General features: G+C 71.0%; 14 protein-coding genes, 4 tRNA genes and 2 pseudogenes. 10 read left to right on the forward strand and 10 right to left on the reverse strand.

Annotated features, from left to right (window positions below; translation table 11 throughout):
* Positions 1 to 42 precede the first annotated feature (42 nt).
* From QSK31_RS24015 to QSK31_RS24030, 4 genes are all read right to left on the reverse strand, one after another.
* Positions 43 to 1,311 (reverse strand): ATP-binding protein, encoded by a 1,269-nt coding sequence (locus QSK31_RS24015; RefSeq protein WP_285686549.1) that lies wholly within the window; start codon positions 1,309 to 1,311, stop codon positions 43 to 45.
* 233 nt (positions 1,312 to 1,544) lie between these two features.
* Positions 1,545 to 1,616: transfer RNA gene (locus QSK31_RS24020), tRNA-Val, on the reverse strand.
* A gap of 16 nt (positions 1,617 to 1,632) precedes the next feature.
* A tRNA-Cys gene (locus QSK31_RS24025) sits at positions 1,633 to 1,703 on the reverse strand.
* A 40-nt stretch (positions 1,704 to 1,743) separates the two neighbouring features.
* Positions 1,744 to 1,816 (reverse strand) — tRNA-Gly (locus tag QSK31_RS24030).
* Between the two features lie 399 nt (positions 1,817 to 2,215).
* Here QSK31_RS24030 and QSK31_RS24035 point away from each other — a divergent pair.
* A complete protein-coding gene (locus QSK31_RS24035; protein WP_285686550.1) occupies positions 2,216 to 3,388 on the forward strand; it encodes a GNAT family N-acetyltransferase in 1,173 nt (390 codons plus the stop codon).
* A gap of 139 nt (positions 3,389 to 3,527) precedes the next feature.
* Complete coding sequence (locus QSK31_RS24040; protein ID WP_285686551.1) at positions 3,528 to 5,096, forward strand: VWA domain-containing protein; 1,569 nt, start codon at positions 3,528 to 3,530, stop codon at positions 5,094 to 5,096.
* Between the two features lie 15 nt (positions 5,097 to 5,111).
* Here QSK31_RS24040 and QSK31_RS24045 read toward each other — a convergent pair.
* Positions 5,112 to 6,032, reverse strand: a pseudogene (locus QSK31_RS24045) (glycoside hydrolase family 5 protein); the annotation flags it as partial.
* Between the two features lie 113 nt (positions 6,033 to 6,145).
* On the opposite strand from QSK31_RS24045, the gene QSK31_RS24050 reads away from it, so the two are divergent.
* Both QSK31_RS24050 and QSK31_RS24055 read left to right on the forward strand, forming a co-directional pair.
* A complete protein-coding gene (locus QSK31_RS24050; protein ID WP_285686552.1) occupies positions 6,146 to 6,358 on the forward strand; it encodes a hypothetical protein in 213 nt (70 codons plus the stop codon).
* 13 nt (positions 6,359 to 6,371) lie between these two features.
* Positions 6,372 to 6,444: transfer RNA gene (locus QSK31_RS24055), tRNA-Gly, on the forward strand.
* 192 nt (positions 6,445 to 6,636) lie between these two features.
* On the opposite strand, the gene QSK31_RS24060 is transcribed toward QSK31_RS24055, so the two are convergent.
* Complete coding sequence (locus QSK31_RS24060) at positions 6,637 to 7,530, reverse strand: HAD hydrolase family protein (RefSeq protein ID WP_285686553.1); 894 nt, start codon at positions 7,528 to 7,530, stop codon at positions 6,637 to 6,639.
* Between the two features lie 9 nt (positions 7,531 to 7,539).
* Entirely contained in the window at positions 7,540 to 8,274 is a 735-nt protein-coding gene (locus tag QSK31_RS24065; RefSeq protein WP_285686554.1) for an FkbM family methyltransferase, read from the reverse strand.
* A gap of 260 nt (positions 8,275 to 8,534) precedes the next feature.
* Here QSK31_RS24065 and QSK31_RS24070 point away from each other — a divergent pair, with 260 nt between their 5' ends.
* Both QSK31_RS24070 and katG read left to right on the forward strand, forming a co-directional pair.
* The gene (locus QSK31_RS24070; protein WP_285686555.1) at positions 8,535 to 9,026 is read left to right on the forward strand and encodes a Fur family transcriptional regulator; all 492 of its coding nucleotides are present in this window, start codon (positions 8,535 to 8,537) and stop codon (positions 9,024 to 9,026) included.
* Positions 9,023 to 11,287, forward strand: a complete 2,265-nt coding sequence (katG, locus tag QSK31_RS24075) for a catalase/peroxidase HPI (RefSeq protein ID WP_285686556.1) — start codon at positions 9,023 to 9,025, stop codon at positions 11,285 to 11,287. The genes QSK31_RS24070 and katG overlap by 4 nt, the downstream gene beginning before the upstream one ends.
* Positions 11,288 to 11,304: 17 nt before the next feature.
* Here the strand turns inward: katG and mycP are convergent, their stop codons facing one another.
* Positions 11,305 to 12,519 (reverse strand): type VII secretion-associated serine protease mycosin, encoded by a 1,215-nt coding sequence (mycP, locus tag QSK31_RS24080; protein ID WP_285686557.1) that lies wholly within the window; start codon positions 12,517 to 12,519, stop codon positions 11,305 to 11,307.
* A 240-nt stretch (positions 12,520 to 12,759) separates the two neighbouring features.
* Here mycP and QSK31_RS48860 point away from each other — a divergent pair.
* The 3 genes and pseudogenes from QSK31_RS48860 to QSK31_RS24095 form a co-directional block, all read left to right on the forward strand.
* Positions 12,760 to 12,900, forward strand: a pseudogene (locus QSK31_RS48860) (hypothetical protein); the annotation flags it as partial.
* A gap of 64 nt (positions 12,901 to 12,964) precedes the next feature.
* Complete coding sequence (locus QSK31_RS24090; RefSeq protein WP_285686559.1) at positions 12,965 to 13,438, forward strand: MFS transporter; 474 nt, start codon at positions 12,965 to 12,967, stop codon at positions 13,436 to 13,438.
* Between the two features lie 5 nt (positions 13,439 to 13,443).
* Positions 13,444 to 13,938 (forward strand): hypothetical protein, encoded by a 495-nt coding sequence (locus tag QSK31_RS24095; protein WP_285686560.1) that lies wholly within the window; start codon positions 13,444 to 13,446, stop codon positions 13,936 to 13,938.
* Positions 13,939 to 13,942: 4 nt separating this feature from the next.
* On the opposite strand, the gene QSK31_RS24100 is transcribed toward QSK31_RS24095, so the two are convergent.
* Together QSK31_RS24100 and QSK31_RS24105 are read right to left on the reverse strand one after the other, a co-directional pair.
* Positions 13,943 to 14,248: a hypothetical protein gene (locus QSK31_RS24100; RefSeq protein WP_285686561.1), complete on the reverse strand. Its 306-nt coding sequence runs from the start codon at positions 14,246 to 14,248 to the stop codon at positions 13,943 to 13,945.
* A gap of 2 nt (positions 14,249 to 14,250) precedes the next feature.
* The gene (locus QSK31_RS24105; RefSeq protein ID WP_285686562.1) at positions 14,251 to 14,595 is read right to left on the reverse strand and encodes a WXG100 family type VII secretion target; all 345 of its coding nucleotides are present in this window, start codon (positions 14,593 to 14,595) and stop codon (positions 14,251 to 14,253) included.
* Positions 14,596 to 14,723: 128 nt separating this feature from the next.
* On the opposite strand from QSK31_RS24105, the gene eccCa reads away from it, so the two are divergent.
* Positions 14,724 to 18,596 carry a type VII secretion protein EccCa gene (gene eccCa, locus QSK31_RS24110; RefSeq protein WP_285686563.1) on the forward strand — a complete coding sequence of 1,291 codons (3,873 nt, stop codon included), beginning with the start codon at positions 14,724 to 14,726 and terminating at the stop codon, positions 18,594 to 18,596.
* Positions 18,597 to 18,622: the final 26 nt, after the last annotated feature.

Raw genomic sequence — 18,622 nt, forward strand, 5'->3', positions numbered from 1 at the left:
GCCCCGGAGCGAATCCCCGGGGTACCGTGCTCGCCGTCCGCATCACGGGCCGAGTAGTGCCAACGGGACGACGGCAACTCCGTCGCGCCGGCGATAGGCGCGCTCGCCGGCGTAGATGACGATGGCGTCGATCAGGTCATCGCCGATCCGGTCGCGCAGCCAATGCAGATGTCTGACATCGGCGTCCTCGACGCGATCGGCCAGCTTGACCTCAACACCCAGAACTCTGCCGTCCGCGTGCTGGACGATCAGGTCCACTTCGTGATCGTTGCCGCGGGTCCGTAGGTGGCTGACGCGTGCCTCGCTTGCCTCGGCGTAGGTGTGGATGCTGAGCGCCACAAGATGTTCGAAGAGAGCGCCGAGGACCGTGCCCTCAGACAGGTTGACGCTGCCCTGCTCGGCACGTAGAAGCGCAGCGCCATCGAGCCCGAGCAGCCGCGCGGCCAGCGCCGGGTCGGCGAGGTGATGCTTAGGGGATTGGCCCAGCCGGTCAAGGTGGTTACGACCGGGGATCCATGGTGGTATCTCGTCGAGCAGCCACAGTGACGACAGGGCGTCGCGGTACGAAAGCGTGGTCTCCTTGGCCGGCTTATTGGCCAGGCCGCCGGTAGCCGCGTCAAGGATCTTCGAGTAGGCCGTCGACGACGACGTCGCGGCTGCATAGGCGGCGAGCCATGCGCGCAACACAGCCGGGCGGCGCACCGGGTAGCCCTGCTCGGGGAACTCCCGCTGCACCACGTTGTCGACATACGCATCCAACTCGGCCCTGCGGACGCGAGGCGGCAATCCGCGGATGGCAGGAAAGCCCGATGCGATGATCTCTTCTACGTAGTCGGTCAGTCGGAACTCGGTGGTGCCGTCGATGTCGCGGCCACCGGCCAGGAACGCAGCCAAGCTCACGGTCGGCGTCTCAACGCCCCGTTCCGCCATGCTCAGCGGGCGCATCCGCATCGGAACGATGCGACCAGCACCCGAGTGGATCACCGCACCCCGGGGTGCGGAACTGCCGGCGACGATGAAATGACCAGGCGGGGAACCGGCGTCGACCGCGTGTCGAACCTGGTCCCAAACCTCCGGCAGCCGCTGCCATTCGTCCACCAGCACCGGGCCGGGCAGACGCGTCAAAACGGAGGGATCGGCCGCCAGGATCTCGCGCTGGGCAGGAAGACTCAGATCTACAACCGACACGGCGCGCTGCATCGCCGTCGCCGTCTTACCCACGCCCTTCGGCCCGTGGATGGACAGCGCACGCAGGTGCGGCTGAAGCTCATCCAACGTGTCATCCAGCACGCGGCGCCGGTACTCGACCATCCGCCTACTCTACCAAACGCAGAATGTCTAGTCTTCTAATCGCGGCACGCCTAGTCTGCCGAACGCAGTATCCGCGCCTGCTGAAAGATCGACAAGCAGGGCACGGAACGGCACGACGGGACCTCGACAGCGGAGCGAAACGAATGGAAAGCAAAACGGCCGGGCAGATGCCCGGCCGGCGCAACCCATAGATCGCGGGGTGTCCGGGGGCTCGGCCCCCGGAGCTAGCAGAGTGGGCGATACTGGGATCGAACCAGTGACCTCTTCCGTGTCAAGGAAGCGCGCTCCCGCTGCGCCAATCGCCCGCTGGCATTTCTGCCGAGGTGGAGACGGGATTTGAACCCGTGTAGACGGCTTTGCAGGCCGTTGCCTCGCCTCTCGGCCACTCCACCGAGTTGACCCCCGCATGGTCTTGCTGTGGCGGTCTCTCCGAGCGGACGACGGGATTCGAACCCGCGACCCTCACCTTGGCAAGGTGATGCGCTACCAGCTGCGCTACGTCCGCTTGTCCCCGGGACGTTCCCCGCTGACGGATACGAACTTTAGCCGGTTCCCTCACCCCATGCCAAACCGGGGTACCTCCGGCGCGTCGTACGCCGTTCGACCAGCGGGAACGGAGCGATCATGCGCGGCCGCGGCGCAAGGTGGGAGAAGGCGATGCGACCAGGTGAGTTGACGAGCTGAGCGCGGCCCCTGAGCTGGACCACGAGCAGGCAGGAGGAGGGCGCAAGGCAGCGCGGACAGGAAACGGGAGGAAGGCGCGAGGCAGCGCGGACAGGAAACGGGAGGAAGGCGCGAGGCAGCGCGGACAGGAAACGGGACGAAGGCGCGAGGCAGCACGGACAGGAACGAGAGGAAGGCGCGAGACAGCGCGGGCGGTCTGGGGAGCGCTTAGATGGGCATCATGAAGATCCGTCAGGTCTCGGCGGCCGAGCGAGCCGATCTAGTCTTCCCACTGACCGCGTACGCGTTCGAGCCGACCGTCGAGTTCGAGGCGTTGCGGGAGAAGTATCGGCGGCGGATGCGCTACTTCGAGCATGTGACGACGCTCGTCGCCGAGGAGGACGGCAGCGCGCGAGCATGTGTCGGCGCCTATCCGATGGTGCAGAACGTACGGGGACAGGTCCTCGACATGGCCGGTGTCTCCTCCGTCGCCTCCGATCCTGGGAGCCGGCGCAAGGGGTATGTGCGGGAGTTGCTCTGGCAGCTGCTGCGCCAGATGCGGGACCAGGGCGCCGTGGTCAGCACCCTTTACCCGTTCCGGCCGTCGTTCTACGGACGGTTCGGATATGTCGGGATGCCTAGGCAGCGGCGCATCAGTTTCGCGCCGGGTGGGCTTCCGCGGGTTGAGCTGCCGGGCCACGTCGAGCGGGTGCGCTTCAGTGAGGGCTTTGACGACTATGTCGGCCTGCTGCGGCGAGTCTGTGCCGCGACGCATGGGTTTGCCCTCTTCGACGAACTGCGCACCTCCGAGTCTCGGGAGGACAAGGTCTGGGTGGCGCTTGCAAGGACAGTCGACGGCGAGGTCAGTGGGGCCCTGGCGTACGAGATCACGAACTTCGGGGATGAGCTGAAGGGCCGCGATCTGCTTGCCACGGGGCCCATGGGGCGGGCTCTGGTGCTCGAGTTTCTCGGCCGGCACGTTGATCAGGTGCGGCGGGTCTCGCTCACCGCGGGGACTGACGTCGTGCCTGAGCTGTGGGGCACCGATCTGGAAGTGTCGGTGAGCGGGCTGGTGGACTTCCCCACGCATGGCGGGCCGATGGCTCGGGTGCTGGACATGCGTGGGCTGACCGGCATCGGGAGCGGGGACGGGGACGTGACGGTCGAGGTGGTCGACGACGAGTTCGTCGGGGGTGTGCACCGGCTGGTGGGTGAGGGCGGCCGGCTGAGCGTCACTCACGGTGGGGTGTCGCGGGCGCGGCTTTCGGTGGCTGGGCTCAGCGCTCTGGTGTACGGCGTGCTGGATCCGGTCGACGTGGTTGCCCGGGGGCTGGGCGTGATCGAGAATTCGGCCATTGACGTGCTGCGGAGCATGTTTCCGCGCAAGATGCCCTACCTGTTCGCCGACTTCTGAAAGACCCCTTGTCAGCACGCTCCGAAGGCGTCCATGATCGGAGCGCATTGACGGCTGGCGGGCTGACAAGGGAACGGGCATACACGACATGGCCAAGCATCGTTCGGGGCGTGGCGCCGATCGGTGGATTCTTCCAGCCGTGGGGGTGGCGGCGGTCGCGGGTCTGGCGGTGGCGGGCGCGCTCGCGGCGGTCGGCGGCGAACCGGAACGCACCGGGAGCGCGGCTCGGCTGGGCTGCGCGACGCCGGTGCGGGTGGTGGCGGCTTCCTCGTTCGCACCGGTGCTGAACGCTCTCCGGTCGTCACTGGATGAGGGTGCTGAGTGCGTACGCGTGGAAGTGACCGTGGCGGACGGCCGGGACGCGATCGCGAAGGCCGAGCAGGTCGGCGCCGACGCCTGGATCCCGGACGACGCGGCCTGGGTGGGGTCGGCGGGCCGGCTCAACCTCGCGCAGGCACCCCTCGCCGGCGCCGGGTCGACGCTGGCGGTCAGCCCGTTCTACATGGTCACCGACGCCGCCACCGCCGCCCGGATCGGGAACAGCTGGCTGGGCTTGGCGCAGGCGGTCGACCGGGACGCCGGCGTGCGGCTGGTCATCCGCGACCCGCAGAGCTCCGGCGACGGGATGCTGGGGGCGGGCGCGCCGGCCGAGGCGGTGTGGCTGGCGAAGGACATGGACGCGTCGGCGCTCTGGCTCTCCAAGGCGCGGAGCAAGACCCGGATCGTCGCGGGCTCCGAGACCGCGATGCCGGAGGTGCGGGGCGAGGTGGGCGTCGTTCCCGAGTACGCGTTGACGAAGGCGCTCCGGACTGCCGGCGGTAAACCGGCGGTGCTGCCGGGCACCGATCACGCCCCGATGCTGCGGTACACGTGGTATCCGCTGACCCAGGCGCTCACCGACCCGGGCCGGGCGGCGGCGCTGGAGCGGCTCCGGATCAGGCTGACCGCCGCCACCCGTCAGGTGACCGATGCGGGGCTGCGCACGCCGGGCCAGGCTCAGGCGGCGCTCGGATCGCTGCCGGCACCGGCCGCGAAGCCGCTCGGGGTTCTCGGCGCGCACAACGTGGATCACGTGTTCGCCACCTGGTACCAGGCCGACCGCCGCACCGACCTGCTGGTCGCGGTGGACGTGTCCGGTTCGATGGCGGCCGACACCCCGGGCTCGGGCCGGTCCCGGATCGCCCTGGTCAAGCAGGGTGTGCAGGCGGTCGGCGGGCTGCTGCCGGACGACTCCCGGATGGGGTTGTGGGTGTTCGGCAGCGAGTTGGACGGGCGGCGCGACTACAAGCAGCTGCTGGCGATGGGCGCGTTGACCGACACCCACCGGCGGTCGTTGCGGGCGTCGGTCGGCGGGCTCGAGGCCCAGTCGACCGGGACGGGGCTGTACGACACGATCCTGGCCGCATACCTGTCGGCACGGAATTCGTATCGGTCCGGCGTACCCGATCAGGTCCTGGTCTTCACCGACGGCAAGAACGAGTCGGACGAGAACTCACTCAGCGCGGCGCAGCTCGCCGACCGGCTGGGCGCGGCGATGGACCCGAAGCGACCGGTGCTGTTGAGCGTCGTCACCTTCGGTGACGCGGGCGAGGCGAAGGTGGTGGAGAACGCGGTCAAGCCGGTTGCCGGGTACGTCGACGTGCTGCGCTCGGCGGACGAGGTGTCGGCGGTGTTCATCCACGTGGCGGCCGGTGGACTGCGCCATTAGAAGTGGACTGCGCCATTAGAAATCGTCGGGGGTACGGATGCGGTCGCGCACCCAGGCCCCGGCCGGTTTCAGGCTGGTGTAGCGGCCGCCGGCGCAGACGCCCTCGGTGAAGACGGCGCCGGAACGCTCGTCGTCGGAGTAGTTCCAGTTCACCCAGCTGACCTTGTGCCGCGCCAGCAGGTCGAGGTACTGCTGCGCCCGAGTGAAGTCGTCCGGGCCGTCGCCGGTGTACTCCTGCGTGCCGAACTCGGTGACGAACATCGGCAGGTTCGCGATGCCGTCGCTGAGGGTGTCCAGGTACCAGGAGTCGTGTGACGCCGCGTAGAAGTGGAACGTGTACATGACGTTGTCGAACCGGACCGGGTTCGCCAGGATGCGGGACACGCCCTCGCCGTCGCCGGAGGCGCCCAGCGACGACCAGTCCTCGGTGCCGACGAGCACGATGCCGTCCGGGTCCTGCGCGCGGATCACCGGGATCAGCTGGTCCGCGTACGACTTGATCGCCGACCAGTGCACCTCGCTGGGCTCGTTCGCGATCTCGTACAGAACATTGGTCTTGTCCCTGTGCCGGGACGCGATCTGCTGGAAGAAGGTCTTGGCCCGGGCCAGGTTGAAGTTCGGGTCGCCGGGGTCGAGCATGTGCCAGTCGACGATGGCGTAGAGGCCGCGGGCGGTGGCCTTCTCGATGATGTCGTCGACCTTGGCGGTGAACCCGGCCGGGTCGGTCTCGTAGCCGCCCTCCTGGATGTACATCGAGATCCGCAGGACGTCGGCGTTCCAGTCGTCGGCGAGCACGTCGAGCGAGGCGTCGGTGACGCAGTTCGCGTACCACTGGAGGCCGTGGGTGCTCATGCCCCGCAGTTGGACGGCTTTGCCCTGGGCGTTGCAGAGCTGGCGGCCGCAGACTGTGAGCCGGCCGTTCTGCTCGACCGGGCTCGGGTCGGCGGCCTCGGCCGGCACGGCGGTGAAGAAGGCCATGGCCAGTCCTACCACGGCCGAGGTGACCATACGGATCGACATCGGTCGATTATTAAGGAGGTTTACCAATCTTGTCCAGCGTCCGCCGCGACATCGCCGAGCTCGGCCGCACCGAGGAGGAAGGGCAGCGGCTCTGGCAGGAGTGGGAGGACGAGGAGGTGCCGTTCCTCATCGACGCCCGTCCCTGGGAACGCGCGGACGTCATCGTCGCCACGGCGTCGTCGGTGCCGTACGACCGCGAGACCCAGGTGGCCGTCGTCCGGCCACCCCGGCCGTTGCGGTAAAGTTCTGGCTGTCGCGGACGTAGCGCAGCTGGTAGCGCATCACCTTGCCAAGGTGAGGGTCGCGGGTTCGAATCCCGTCGTCCGCTCTCTCGATCACTTCACCGGGATGTCGGTGGCATTGCCCCGTGCGGCTCCGGTTGTGGGCAGCGCCGTTCCAGCGCACATCGACGACAGTGGGGCACCGCCCTGAGCGCATCGATTCGGCGAGGCGAGCCCCCGGTCGGCGGCTACGCCGGGCCGACGGCTACGCCGGGCCGGGGACCACGCCGGGCCGACGGCTACGCCGGGCCGGGGACCACGCCGAGTCGGACGAGCGCGTGTGCGAAGCCGTCGTCCTCGACGCTCCCGGTCCGCAGCGTCGCCGCGGCGAGCACCTCGGCGGGGGCGTCGGCCATGGCGACGGAATGGCCGACCACCGCGAACATGGCCACGTCGATCGGCATGTCGCCGAAGGCGATCGTGTGCTCCGGGGCCGCGCCGGCCGCCCGCAGGGCGCGCAGCACGCCGCTGGCCTTGTCGACGGCCGGCGCGGTCGCCTGGACGAACCGGTGCTCGGCGTAGGTGAGGGTGACGCGGCCGGGTCCGAACCCCTCGCCGCGCAGGGCGGCGACGATCTCCGGCGCGGTCAGCTCGGGATGGCAGATCACCATCGAGCAGGCGTCCACCTCGAGGAGAGCCCGCTGCGCCACGACAGCCTGGGGGCCCCGGTGGCCGCCACCGCGGATCGCCGTGTAGGTCGCCGTCATGGCCCACCCGCGCCCGTCGAAAAGCGCCAGCCCGGCGCCGGCACCCAGGTGCGCGACGAGGTCAGCGACCAGGTCCCGCGGCAACCGGTCGGCCCACAGCAGGTCCCGCGGCAACCGGTCGGCCCCCGGCAACCAGTCGGCCCGCGGCAGGTCCCGCGGCAACCGGTCGGCCCCCGGCAACCAGTCGGCCCGCGGCAGGTCCCGGCTGCCGGGGGCGTATCCGACCGCGCCGCTGCAGCAGACGGCGGAGGTCAGCACGGGCGCCAGCGTCGGCAGCGCCTCGACGCCGAAGGGGGTGCGGGCGGTGGCGGCGATCAGCGGCACGCCCCTGTCCCGCAGCGCCCGCGCGGCGTGCAGGGTGAGCTCGCTGACCGTCCCGTCGGCCCGGATCACCGTGCCGTCGAGGTCGGTGACCACCGCCTCCATCGGCGGTGGCTACTTCTTCTTGTTACCGCGCACCGCGTTGCGAACGCTCTTGAGCAGGTTGAAGAGCGGCTTGGGGAGCTTGTGGGCGGCGCGCTTGAGGGCGAGCTCGCGCGGGTTGCCGATGGGGACGAACTCGTACGTCGGGGTGCTGTTGAAGACCTTGCCGGTGGCCTTGTAGCCGTAGGGGGCCAGCGCCACCTTGATCTTCTCGAACTCGTCCTTGTTGAAGGCCTCGGCGAAGACGTGCGGGCGGCTCTCGCGCAGGATGCGGCGTGCCCCGTTGAGGACCTCCACCTCCATGCCCTCGACGTCGATCTTGATGACGGCGACCTTGCCCTTGACGATCTTGTCGAGCGGCAGGACCTCGAAGTTCTCGACGATGCCGTCCAGGTCGGCGCTGGCGGAGCCCGGGCGGGCGCCCAGGCCGACATTGTGGACCGTGGTCTTGGCACCCAGGTCGTTGGCGTCCACGTTCATCTGCGTCCAGCGGGCGCAGCGCTCGCGCGGGTCGAACGCGTGGACGTAGGTCGACGGGCAGTAGACGCCGAACCACACCGTGTGGGTGCCCAGGCAGGAGCCGGCGTCGACGTACACGCCGTGCAGATCGAGCGCGCGGATGTGGTCGAGGAAGCCCTGCTCGTAGTACACGCCCTGCAGGAACGGACGGTAGAGGCTGGGGGTCTCGTCCGGCCAGGGCGAGGTGTCGAACTGGCTGGTGATGCCATGGCGGGTGATAGTGAGCATCATTGATCTCCGGCGCTGGGGGTCGGCAGATAGCGAGCGCGAGAATGCCACAAGAAGTGCACAGGCGTGTGCCCGATCTTGAGGAAGTCGCAAAGTCTGACCGAAAGGGCAGGGTTGATCCAATCCTCAAAGGACGACTGCGAGGACATCCCGCCCGAAATGTCCGGGCCGGGGGACCGCGGGGCGGGCGGTGGACACAGCCGGGGGCGACTCGGCACGAAAACTTGAATTGTTCCAGACAAGCGGACTATCTTGATCCAGTGACGTCCGACTACGAGACGCGGTTGCGGGCGGCCTCGTTACGCGTGACGCGGCCGAGAGTGGCAGTGCTGCACGCCCTCCGGGAGCACCCGCACGTCGACACCGACAGGGTGATCGCGCTGGTGCGTGCCCACCACCCCACCGTCTCCCACCAGGCAATCTACGACGTTTTGCGCGCTCTGACCGATGCCGGGCTGGTGCGCCGCATCCAGCCCGCCGGGGCTACCGCCCGCTACGAGTCCCGGGTGGGCGACAACCACCACCACATCGTGTGCCGCTCCTGCGGCGCCATCGCCGACGTCGAGTGCGCCGCCGGCCACACCCCCTGTCTCACCGCCTCCGACGACCACGGCTTCGTGATCGACGAGGCGGAGGTCGTCTACTGGGGCACCTGCCCCGACTGCACGACCCCCGACCGTACGACGAAAAACGACCGCACGACGAAAACGACTGCGCGACGAGAACGCACCATCGAGGAAGGAAGCGAATGAGCGACACCCAGGACCCGAAGGCCTCCGGTTGCCCGGTCGCGCACGACTCCGTGACCGCGACCGGCAGTGAGAGCGAGAACCCGGCGATCGACTCGCCGACACCGAAGACCGGCGGCCGTCCGCGCACGAACCAGGACTGGTGGCCCAACCAGCTCGACCTCTCGGTGCTGCACGCCCACTCGTCGAAGGGCAACCCCCTGGGCGAGGACTTCGAGTACGCCAAGGAGTTCGCCAAGCTCGACGTCGAGGCGCTCAAGCGGGACATCTCCGAGGTGCTGACCACCTCGCAGGACTGGTGGCCGGCCGACTTCGGGCACTACGGCGGCCTGATGATCCGGATGAGCTGGCACGCCGCCGGCACGTACCGGACCTACGACGGCCGCGGCGGCGCCGGTGACGGCGGGCAGCGGTTCGCGCCGCTGAACAGCTGGCCGGACAACGCCAACCTGGACAAGGCCCGCCGCCTGCTGTGGCCGGTCAAGGCCAAGTACGGCCAGAAGATCTCGTGGGCCGACCTGCTGGTGCTGGGCGGCAACGTGGCCCTGGAGTCGATGGGCTTCAAGACCTTCGGCTTCGGCTTCGGCCGCGTCGACGTCTGGGAGCCGGAGGAGGTCTCCTGGGGCACCGAGGACGTCTGGCTGGGCGACCGCTACATCTCGGAGAAGGACATGGCGCCGGGCGTCGGCGCCACCGAGATGGGCCTGATCTACGTCAACCCGGAGGGTCCGCGCGGCAACGCCAACCCGCTGGCGGCGGCGCACTTCATCCGGGAGACCTTCGGTCGGATGGCGATGAACGACGAGGAGACCGTCGCGCTGATCGCCGGCGGCCACACCTTCGGCAAGACGCACGGCGCCGGTGTCGCCGACGGCCACGTGGGCCCCGAGCCCGAGGGCGCGCCACTGGAGACGCAGGGCCTGGGCTGGCTCAGCACGCACGGCAGCGGCAAGGGCGGCGACACCATCACCAGCGGTCTGGAGGTCACCTGGACCGACAAGCCGACGCAGTGGAGCAACCGCTTCTTCGAGATCCTTTTCGGGTACGAATGGGAGCTCACGACCAGCCCGGGTGGCGCGAAGCAGTGGGTGGCGAAGGACTCCGAGGAGATCATCCCCGACGCCCACGACCCGGCGAAGAAGCACAAGCCGACGATGCTCACCACCGACCTGTCGCTGCGCGTCGACCCGGCGTACGAGAAGATCTCGCGTCGTTTCCTGGAGAACCCGGACGAGTTCGCGCTGGCGTTCGCCAAGGCCTGGTACAAGCTGCTGCACCGGGACATGGGCCCGGTCAGCCGCTTCCTGGGCCCCTGGGTCGCCGAGCCGCAGCTGTGGCAGGACCCGGTTCCGGCCGTCCAGGGTGACCTGGTGTCCGACGCCGACGTCGCCGCCCTGAAGGCGAAGGTTCTGGAGTCCGGCCTGAGCACCGCCCAGCTGGTGTCCACCGCGTGGGCGTCGGCCGCGAGCTTCCGGTCCACCGACAAGCGTGGCGGCGCCAACGGCGCCCGGGTGCGTCTCGAGCCGCAGCGCGGCTGGGAGGTCAACCAGCCGGAGCAGCTCGCAACCGTGTTGTCCGCGCTCGAGGGCATCCAGCAGGAGTTCAACGCGGCCGGCGGCGCGCAGGTCTCGCTCGCCGACCTCATCGTGCTGGCCGGTTCGGCCGCGGTGGAGAAGGCGGCGCGGGACGCCGGCGTCGAGGTGACGGTGCCGTTCCACGCGGGCCGCACGGACGCCACGCAGGAGCAGACCGACGTCGAGTCGTTCCAGTTCCTGGAGCCGCGCGCCGACGGTTTCCGCAACTACCTGCGGACGGGCGAGAAGGACCAGCCGGAGGTGCTGCTGGTCGAGCGCGCCTACATGCTCGACCTGACCGCGCCGGAGATGACCGTCCTGGTCGGCGGCCTGCGCGCGCTCGGCAACAACGTCGGCGGCGCCACCCACGGCGTCCTCACCGACCGTCCCGGCGTGCTCAGCAACGACTTCTTCGCCAACCTGCTCGCCCCGGGCACGAAGTGGCAGGCGTCGAAGAACGAGGAGCACGTGTACGAGATCAGCGACGTCACGACCGGCGAGCTGAAGTGGACGGCCACCGCGGCCGACCTGATCTTCGGTTCGAACTCGCAGCTCCGGGCCCTCGCCGAGGTCTACGCCAGCGAGGACGCCCGGGAGAAGTTCGTGCACGACTTCGTCGCGGCGTGGACGAAGGTCATGGACAACGACCGGTTCGACATCAAGGGCCAGCAGAGCCTCCAAAAGGGCTAGCAGAGCCTCATCAAGGGCTAGAAGAGCCTCTCCGGAACGTCGACCACGGCCGGGCGGTCCCCGATGGGGGCCGCCCGGCGTGCGTTCCAGCCGCGGCGGGTCGCCAGGGAACGGGCCAGCAGCAGCGCGAGGCAGGCGACCACGGCGGTCAGGAGGATGGGTACGGCGGGCGGACGGTTCACCGGCGCGGACGGGCTGGGGGACGCCGCCGGCGGTACGGCTGCCGCCGGCGTGGTGACCAGGCCGTCGGTGACCGCACGGAACGGGTTGACCAGGCCGGCTCCGTACTCCTGGCTGCCGCGGCCGCCGGGGGCGGGAGTGGCCGTCGCCAGGATGCGCTCGGTCACCTGGGGCGCGGTCAGCTCCGGCCAGGCCGAGCGGACCAGCGCGGCGGTGGCCGCGACGAACGGCGCCGCGAAGCTGGTGCCCTGCCAGTACTGGTGGCCGCCGGCCCGGGTGGCGGCGAGCACGTTGCCGCCGGGGGCGACCAGGTCGACCTGCGGGCCGATCTGCGAGCCGGGGAGCCGCCGGCCGCTCTCGTCCACCGCGCCGACCCCGAGCACCCCGTCGTACCCGGCGGGATAGGACCGTTGCGGCGTGAGGCCCTGCTGGCCGTTGCCCGCGGCGGCCACCACGAGCACGTCGCGCTGCACGGCGTAGGCCACGGCGTCCCGGATCCACCGGTCGTCGGCCGACCCGGCCAGGGACAGGTTCATCACCTTGGCGCCGTGGTCGGCCGCGTACCAGATGCCGCGGGCGAGCACCTTCGGGTCGATCATCTCCACGTCGCCGCGATCGGTGACACCGCGGTCGCTCACCCGTACCGGCAGAATCGTCGACCCGGGCGCGAGACCCGCGAAACCCACCCCGCGCGCCGACCGGGCCGCGATGACGCTGGCCACCGCCGTGCCGTGCGAGTCGCAGTCGAACGTGCCCGGCAGGTCGCCGACCAGGTGGAAGTCCTGGCCGCGCAGGACCGCGCCGCGCGGCCGCAGCTGAGGGTGGTCGGAGTCGACGCCGGAGTCGACCACCGCGACCGTGACGCCCTTGCCGGTGCTGAACGGCCACACCGCGGCCGGGTCCAGGCTCAGCTGCGGCCACGGCAGCGCGGTGACCACCGGATGCGCCGGCGCCGGCCTCGAGCAGGCCCCGGCCGGCGGCGCCTGTCCGAGCGGCGCCTGCACGACCGGCGCCGCCAGCGCCAGCAGGGCGGCGAGCAGAAGATGACCCATGTACGGCATCGTCACGCGTGGCCGGCAGCGGATTAATTCGCTGACCGGATGCGGTCAGGGACATTAGGGTCCGGCTCGATGAACATCATCGGCCGCCACCCGATCCGGCCCGCCGCGGCGTACCTCTGGTTCGAGGGGACCTGGTCGCTGCTGCACCGGATGGCCTTCACGCTGCTGCTCGTCTACCAGGTGCAGACCGCGCACCTGAGCCCGTTCGAGCTGATCGTGGTCGGCACCGTGATGGAGGCGACCTGCTTCCTGGCCGAGGTGCCCACCGGCATCGTCGCCGACCTGTACTCGCGGCGGCTGTCCGTGCTGATCGGCGCCCTGGTGGTGGGCGCCGGCATCCTGGTGCAGGCGGCGTTCCCGGCGTTCTGGCCGATCGTGCTGGGCAACGTCATCTGGGGCGTCGGCTGGACGTTCATCTCCGGCGCTGTGGTTCACCGTGTTCGCGCTGATCAGCACCGCGCTGGCGCTGATCACCAACCTGGCCGCCAACCGGTTCGCTGCGCGGCGGATCAACGCCGTGCACCCGGCCGGCCTGATGGCGGGGCTGGTCCTCGCCCAGGTCGCGGGGTATGTCGGTTTCGCGTTGCTCGGCTCGCTGTGGCCGGTGCTGGCGGCGATGTGGCTGCGCGACGCGGCCCGGTCCATCGCCGCCCCGATCAGCAACGCGTGGCTCAACCGCAACGTCGGGTCCCGGGTGCGGGCCACCACGTTGTCGCTGGCCAGCCAGGCCGACGCGATCGGTCAGGTGGCCGGCGGCCCGCCGCTCGGCCTGCTCGCCACGCGGACCTCGATCCCGGTGGCCATGATCCTGGCGGCCGTCGTCTTCACACCGGCTGCCTGGGTTTTTGCCAGATTGAGACCGAATCCCACCGAGGCTGCGGTGCACAAACCCGGCGTGACACCCGTCTAAGAGGCGTGAAGCACGACGAGCAGCGGCTCCGCCGGGCGATGGAGGACCACGAGTACCTCGCGCCCCACCCGGGTGCTGTTTATGCACGCGTCCAGCTGCTGGCCCAGATCTACCGGCGCCGGCGGTTCCTCGTGCATTCGACCAGCGGCGTCCTGCTGAGCGCGGGGCTGCTCGTCGGCCTGGTGCAGATGCACGGCTTCATCCAGGGCGAGATCGCGCCGCCACCGGTGGTGCCCGGCGCCGCCGAGTCCGCGCCACCGCCCGCACCCAGCGCACCCGGCGCTCCCAGCGCCGCCCGCCGCTCCCCGGAGGCCGAGGCGGGCGTGCCGATGCCGGACGACCCCGAGCTGGCCGCCTACTTCGGCGCCGGCTACGACTGGGACGACGCCGAACGACTGGCCCGCCTCTGGAACCTGGACGACCCGACCGACGCCAAGGTCAAGGCGGGCGCCCGCATCCTGGCCGGCCGGGACGTTCCCCTCCGGCCAGGCCGCGGCTGAGCGATCAGCGGGCACCCAGGCTGGTGCTCTCCACCTGGGCCTGCGCCCGGGCCTTCGCCTCCATGTAGATGCGGATCGCGTCCTGCACCGCGATGTCCAGCTTGCGCAGCACATCCTCCTGGACCTGGACCAGGCCCGACCACGCGTTGCTGACCCCGGTGAACGCGCCACCGGCGGTGTCCAGCCAGTCCGCCTCGGTCTGCTTGGACTTCGAGCCCCACGCGTCCCGCTCGCCCTCGATCCGGTTGCCCGTCACCTTGATCAGATCGGCCAGCTCCTGCAGGACCTGGAAATTAGCCTTGACCTCCACGGTCAGCTCCTCACGGTCGTGCGGCCCTCGAAGGCCGGAACGTCGACACGGTTCACCGTGCTGGTCACGTCGTCGTTGGCGCCCAGGTAGCCGTCGGCCGACTGACCGACGCCGACCCCCAGGTCCGTGAGCGCGTCGCGCAGCCCGACGATGGCATCGGAGATCTCCCCCGCCACGCCCTCGAACGCCCCCCGCGCGGTGCCCTCCCACTGGCCGCGCAGGTTCGCGACCTCGGTCATCAGCGCGGTGTGGTGCCCGTTGATCGCGTCCGAGACCGAGCTCGCCATCTGGGCGGCGCTGCCCATGGTGTCGACTACGCCATGAATCTGTTCGTCCTCAGCCCCCACGGCCCTCTTCCCTTCGGTTGCCGGTGTGTACGGATCGAAGCTAGGTGGGTGCCGAGGCGCGCGGCCGCCGGTCGTCACCTTCCTGCCAGCGCGCGTCCGGCGCCCCGCCCCGCGGCGACGATCGGTGCATGACAACCGTCATCGTGCGGCGACCGGCCCGGCGACCGGCACCCGAACCGCCCTCCGGCGACCTCCGGCTGGAGGCTCCGCCGGAGATCCCGCCGCCCGGCGAACGGCAGTGGACGCAGGCCCTCTACGTGCTGCCGATGGTCGGCATCCTGGCCGTGGTGCTGCTGACCTCGTCCGGCTCGTCGAACGGCAGCTCGCGGCTGCTGATCTACGGCGTGATCGCCGTCGGCGTACTGGCGATGGTGCTGGTCACGGTGTTCCGCGGCAGCGGGCCGAGCAGCGCCTCGATGGGCCATGCGCGGCGCCGCTACCTGCGCCGGCTGGCCCAGCACCGGAGCCGGATGCGCCGCGACATCGAGCGGCAGCGGGCGGCGACGGCGTTCCTGCACCCGGCGCCGGACACGCTGTGGGCGATGGCCGCCGGACCCCGGCTGTGGGAGCGGCGCGCCGACGACGAGGACTTCGCGGTGGTACGGGTGGGCACCGGCCCGCAGTCACCGTCGACCACCCTGATCTCGCCCAGCACCAAGCCGCTGGAGCAGCTGGAGCCGTTGTCCGCGCTGGCGTTGCGGCGGTTCATCCGGGCACACGCGGCGGTGCCCGGGCTGCCCCTGGCGATGCCGCTGACCGGCTTCGCCCGGGTGCACGTCCAGGGCGACCGGGACTGGGCCGCCGCGCTGGTCCGGGCCATGATCGGCCAGCTGGTCACGATGCACGCCCCGGACGACGTACGGATCGCGGTGTGCGCGCCGCCGGACCGGCTGCGCCACTGGGACTGGGTGAAGTGGCTGCCGCACGCCGGGCACCCGACCGTCAACGACGCGGCCGGTCCGGTCCGGCTGGTCGCCCCCGACCCGGACGCGCTGGGCCAGTTGCTCGGCACGATGCTCGCCGACCGGCCGCGGTTCGACCCGGACGGACGGCACCCGGCCGCCGGCCCGCAGCTGGTCGTGGTCCGCGACGGCGCCGGCACCGAACTGCTCGGCGGGCTCGAGGGCGTGGTGGTGCTCGACCTCAGCGCGGCGCCGCTGCGCGGCCTGGACCGCGGGACGCTCGTCCTGGACGTCTCCCCCACCGGTGAGCTGGCCGTGGCCGGAGTGGACGGTCGCACCGTCCTGGGCGTCGCCGACGGGCTGGCCACGACCGCCGCCGAAGGACTGGCCCGGCAGCTCGCGCCGCTGCGGCTCGGCGGCGCGGCCACCGGCGGCGATCAGGCCCTCTCCGCCGACCTGGGCCTGGCCGACCTGCTCGGGCTCGGCGATCCGCGAGCTCACCGGCCGGAACTGGGCTGGCGGCCGCGGCCGCCACGGGACCGGCTGCGCGTGCGGTTCGGCGTCGGCGCGGACGGCGTACCCATCGAATTGGACCTGAAGGAGTCGGCACAGGACGGCATGGGCCCGCACGGCCTGCTGATCGGAGCGACCGGATCGGGCAAGTCGGAACTGCTGCGGACGCTGGTGCTCGCGCTCGCGGTGACCCATTCGCCCAGCGAGCTGAACTTCGCGCTGATCGACTTCAAGGGCGGCGCGACCTTCGCCCGGATGGACGCCCTCCCGCACACCAGCGCGGTGATCACCAACCTGGAGAACGCGCTGTCGCTGGTCGACCGGATGACCGACGCGCTGAACGGGGAATTGATCCGGCGGCAGGAACTGCTCGCGGCGGCCGGCAACTTCGCGTCGTTGCGGGACTACGAGCGCGCCCGGGCGGCCGGCGCGCCGCTGCCCGAGGTGCCGACGCTGCTGGTCGTCTGCGACGAGTTCAGTGAGCTGCTGTCCTTCAAGCCCGAGTTCATCGACACGTTCGTGCAGATCGGGCGGCTCGGGCGTTCGCTCGGCGTGCACCTGCTGCTGGCCAGTCAGCGGCTCGAGGAGGGCCGGCTGCGCGGGCTGGACGGGCACCTGTCCTACCGGATCGGGCTGCGCACCTTCTCGGCCATGGAGAGCCGGGCGGTGATCGGGGTGGCCGACGCGTTCCAGCTGCCCCGCGCGCCGGGGCACGGCTACTTCCAGAACGGGGACGAGCCGCTGGTGCGGTTCCGGTCGGCGTACGTGTCGGGTGTGCACGCCCGGCCCGGCCCCGCCTTCGCCGACAACGCGCCCGACGCCGACCTCGACCTGCTCGACTGGACCACCGCGTACCAGCCGCCCCGGATCGCCCCGGCCGCGCCCGAACCGGACCCGGAGAGCGGTGACAGCCTGCTCGACATCCTGGTCGGGCGCCTCGACGGGCACGGCGCGCCGGCACACCAGGTGTGGCTGCCGCCGCTCGCCGAACCGCCCACGCTGGACATGTTCGGCCCGCCCGCGATGCCGTTGCACGTCGCCGTCGGCATCGTGGACAAGCCGCTCGATCAGCGGCGAGACCCGTACCAGCTGGACCTGTCCGCGGGCGCCGGGCACGTCGTCGTCACCGGCGGGCCCCGCAGCGGCAAGAGCACCGCGCTGCGAACCGTCATGGCCTCGCTGGCGCTCAGCCACTCGCCGCGCGACGTGCAGTTCTACTGCCTCGACTTCGGCGGCGGCGGGCTCACCGCGCTGCGCGGGCTGCCGCACGTCGGCGGGATCGCGCACCGGCAGAACGCGGGCGCCGTCCGGCGCACCGTCGCGCAGGTGATCACGCTGCTCAACCAGCGCGAACGGTGGTTCGCCGAGAACGAGATCGACGGGATCGCCGCGTACCGCGCCGCACGCTCGGCCGGTGCGCACGCCGACCAGGAGTACGGCGACGTGTTCCTGGTCGTGGACGGCTGGCAGACCCTGCGCAAGGAGTACGAGGACCTGGAGGACCGGTTCGCCGACCTGGCCGCGCGCGGGCTGGCGTACGGGGTGCACCTGGCCGTCTCGTGCGCCCGCTCGTTCGAGATGCGACCGGCCCTGCGCGACCTCTTCGGCACCCGGATCGAGCTGCGGCTCGGCGACCCGGTCGACACCACGGTGGACCGGACCGCCGCCCAGCGAGTCCCCGACCGGGCGCCGGGGCGGGGCGTCGCGCCGACCAAGCACCAGATGCACCTGGCACTCCCCCGGATCGACGGTGTCCGCGCCGAGGCCGGGCTGCGGGACGCCACCGCCGCACTCGTGCAGGCCGTCGCCGAGCAGTGGCCGCGGGAGCGTGCTCCGCGCGTACGCCTGCTCCCGGCTCTGGTCCCGGAGACCGCCCTGCCGGCGGCCGACGACGGCCTGGCCCTGCCGATCGGCCTCGACGAACAGGACCTCGGGCCGGCCCGCGTCGACTTCGCCGCCGACCCGCACCTGATGCTGATCGGCGACGGGAAATCCGGCAAGACCGGGTTCCTGCGGCTGCTCGCGCGGCGGCTCGTCGCCGGGCACACCCCCGAACAGGCACTGATCGTCATGATCGACCACCGGCGCGGCATGCTCGGCGAAGTGCCCGCATCGCATCTGCTCGGCCACGGCGCCGACGGCACCGGCACCCGGCGGCTGATGGACGAGACGGCCAAGGCGATGCGGGAGCGCGCGCCCGGCCCCGACGTGACCCCCGACCAGCTGCGCAAACGGTCGTGGTGGCGCGGGCCGGAGCTGTTCGTGCTGATCGATGACTACGACCTGGTGGTCAGCACGATGGACAACCCGCTGCAGCCGCTGCTCGAGTTCCTGCCCCAGGGCCGCGAGCTCGGCCTGCATGTGGTCGTCACCCGGCGCAGCGGCGGGGCCGGGCGGGCGCTGTTCGAGCCGTTCCTGGCGCGGCTCCGCGACATCGGATCGCCCGGGATCATGCTCAGCGGCGACCGCGGCGAAGGCCCCCTGCTCGGCGGGCTGCGGCCGGAGAACCTGCCGCCCGGACGCGGCCGGCTGCTCGCCCGGGGCGAGCCGCCCCGGATGGTTCAACTCGCTTGGCACCCTGTTTAGGAGAGGCGCGACGACATGGCGAATTT

The sequence above is a fragment of the Actinoplanes sp. NBRC 103695 genome, from assembly GCF_030269485.1.
GTDB lineage: Bacteria > Actinomycetota > Actinomycetes > Mycobacteriales > Micromonosporaceae > Actinoplanes.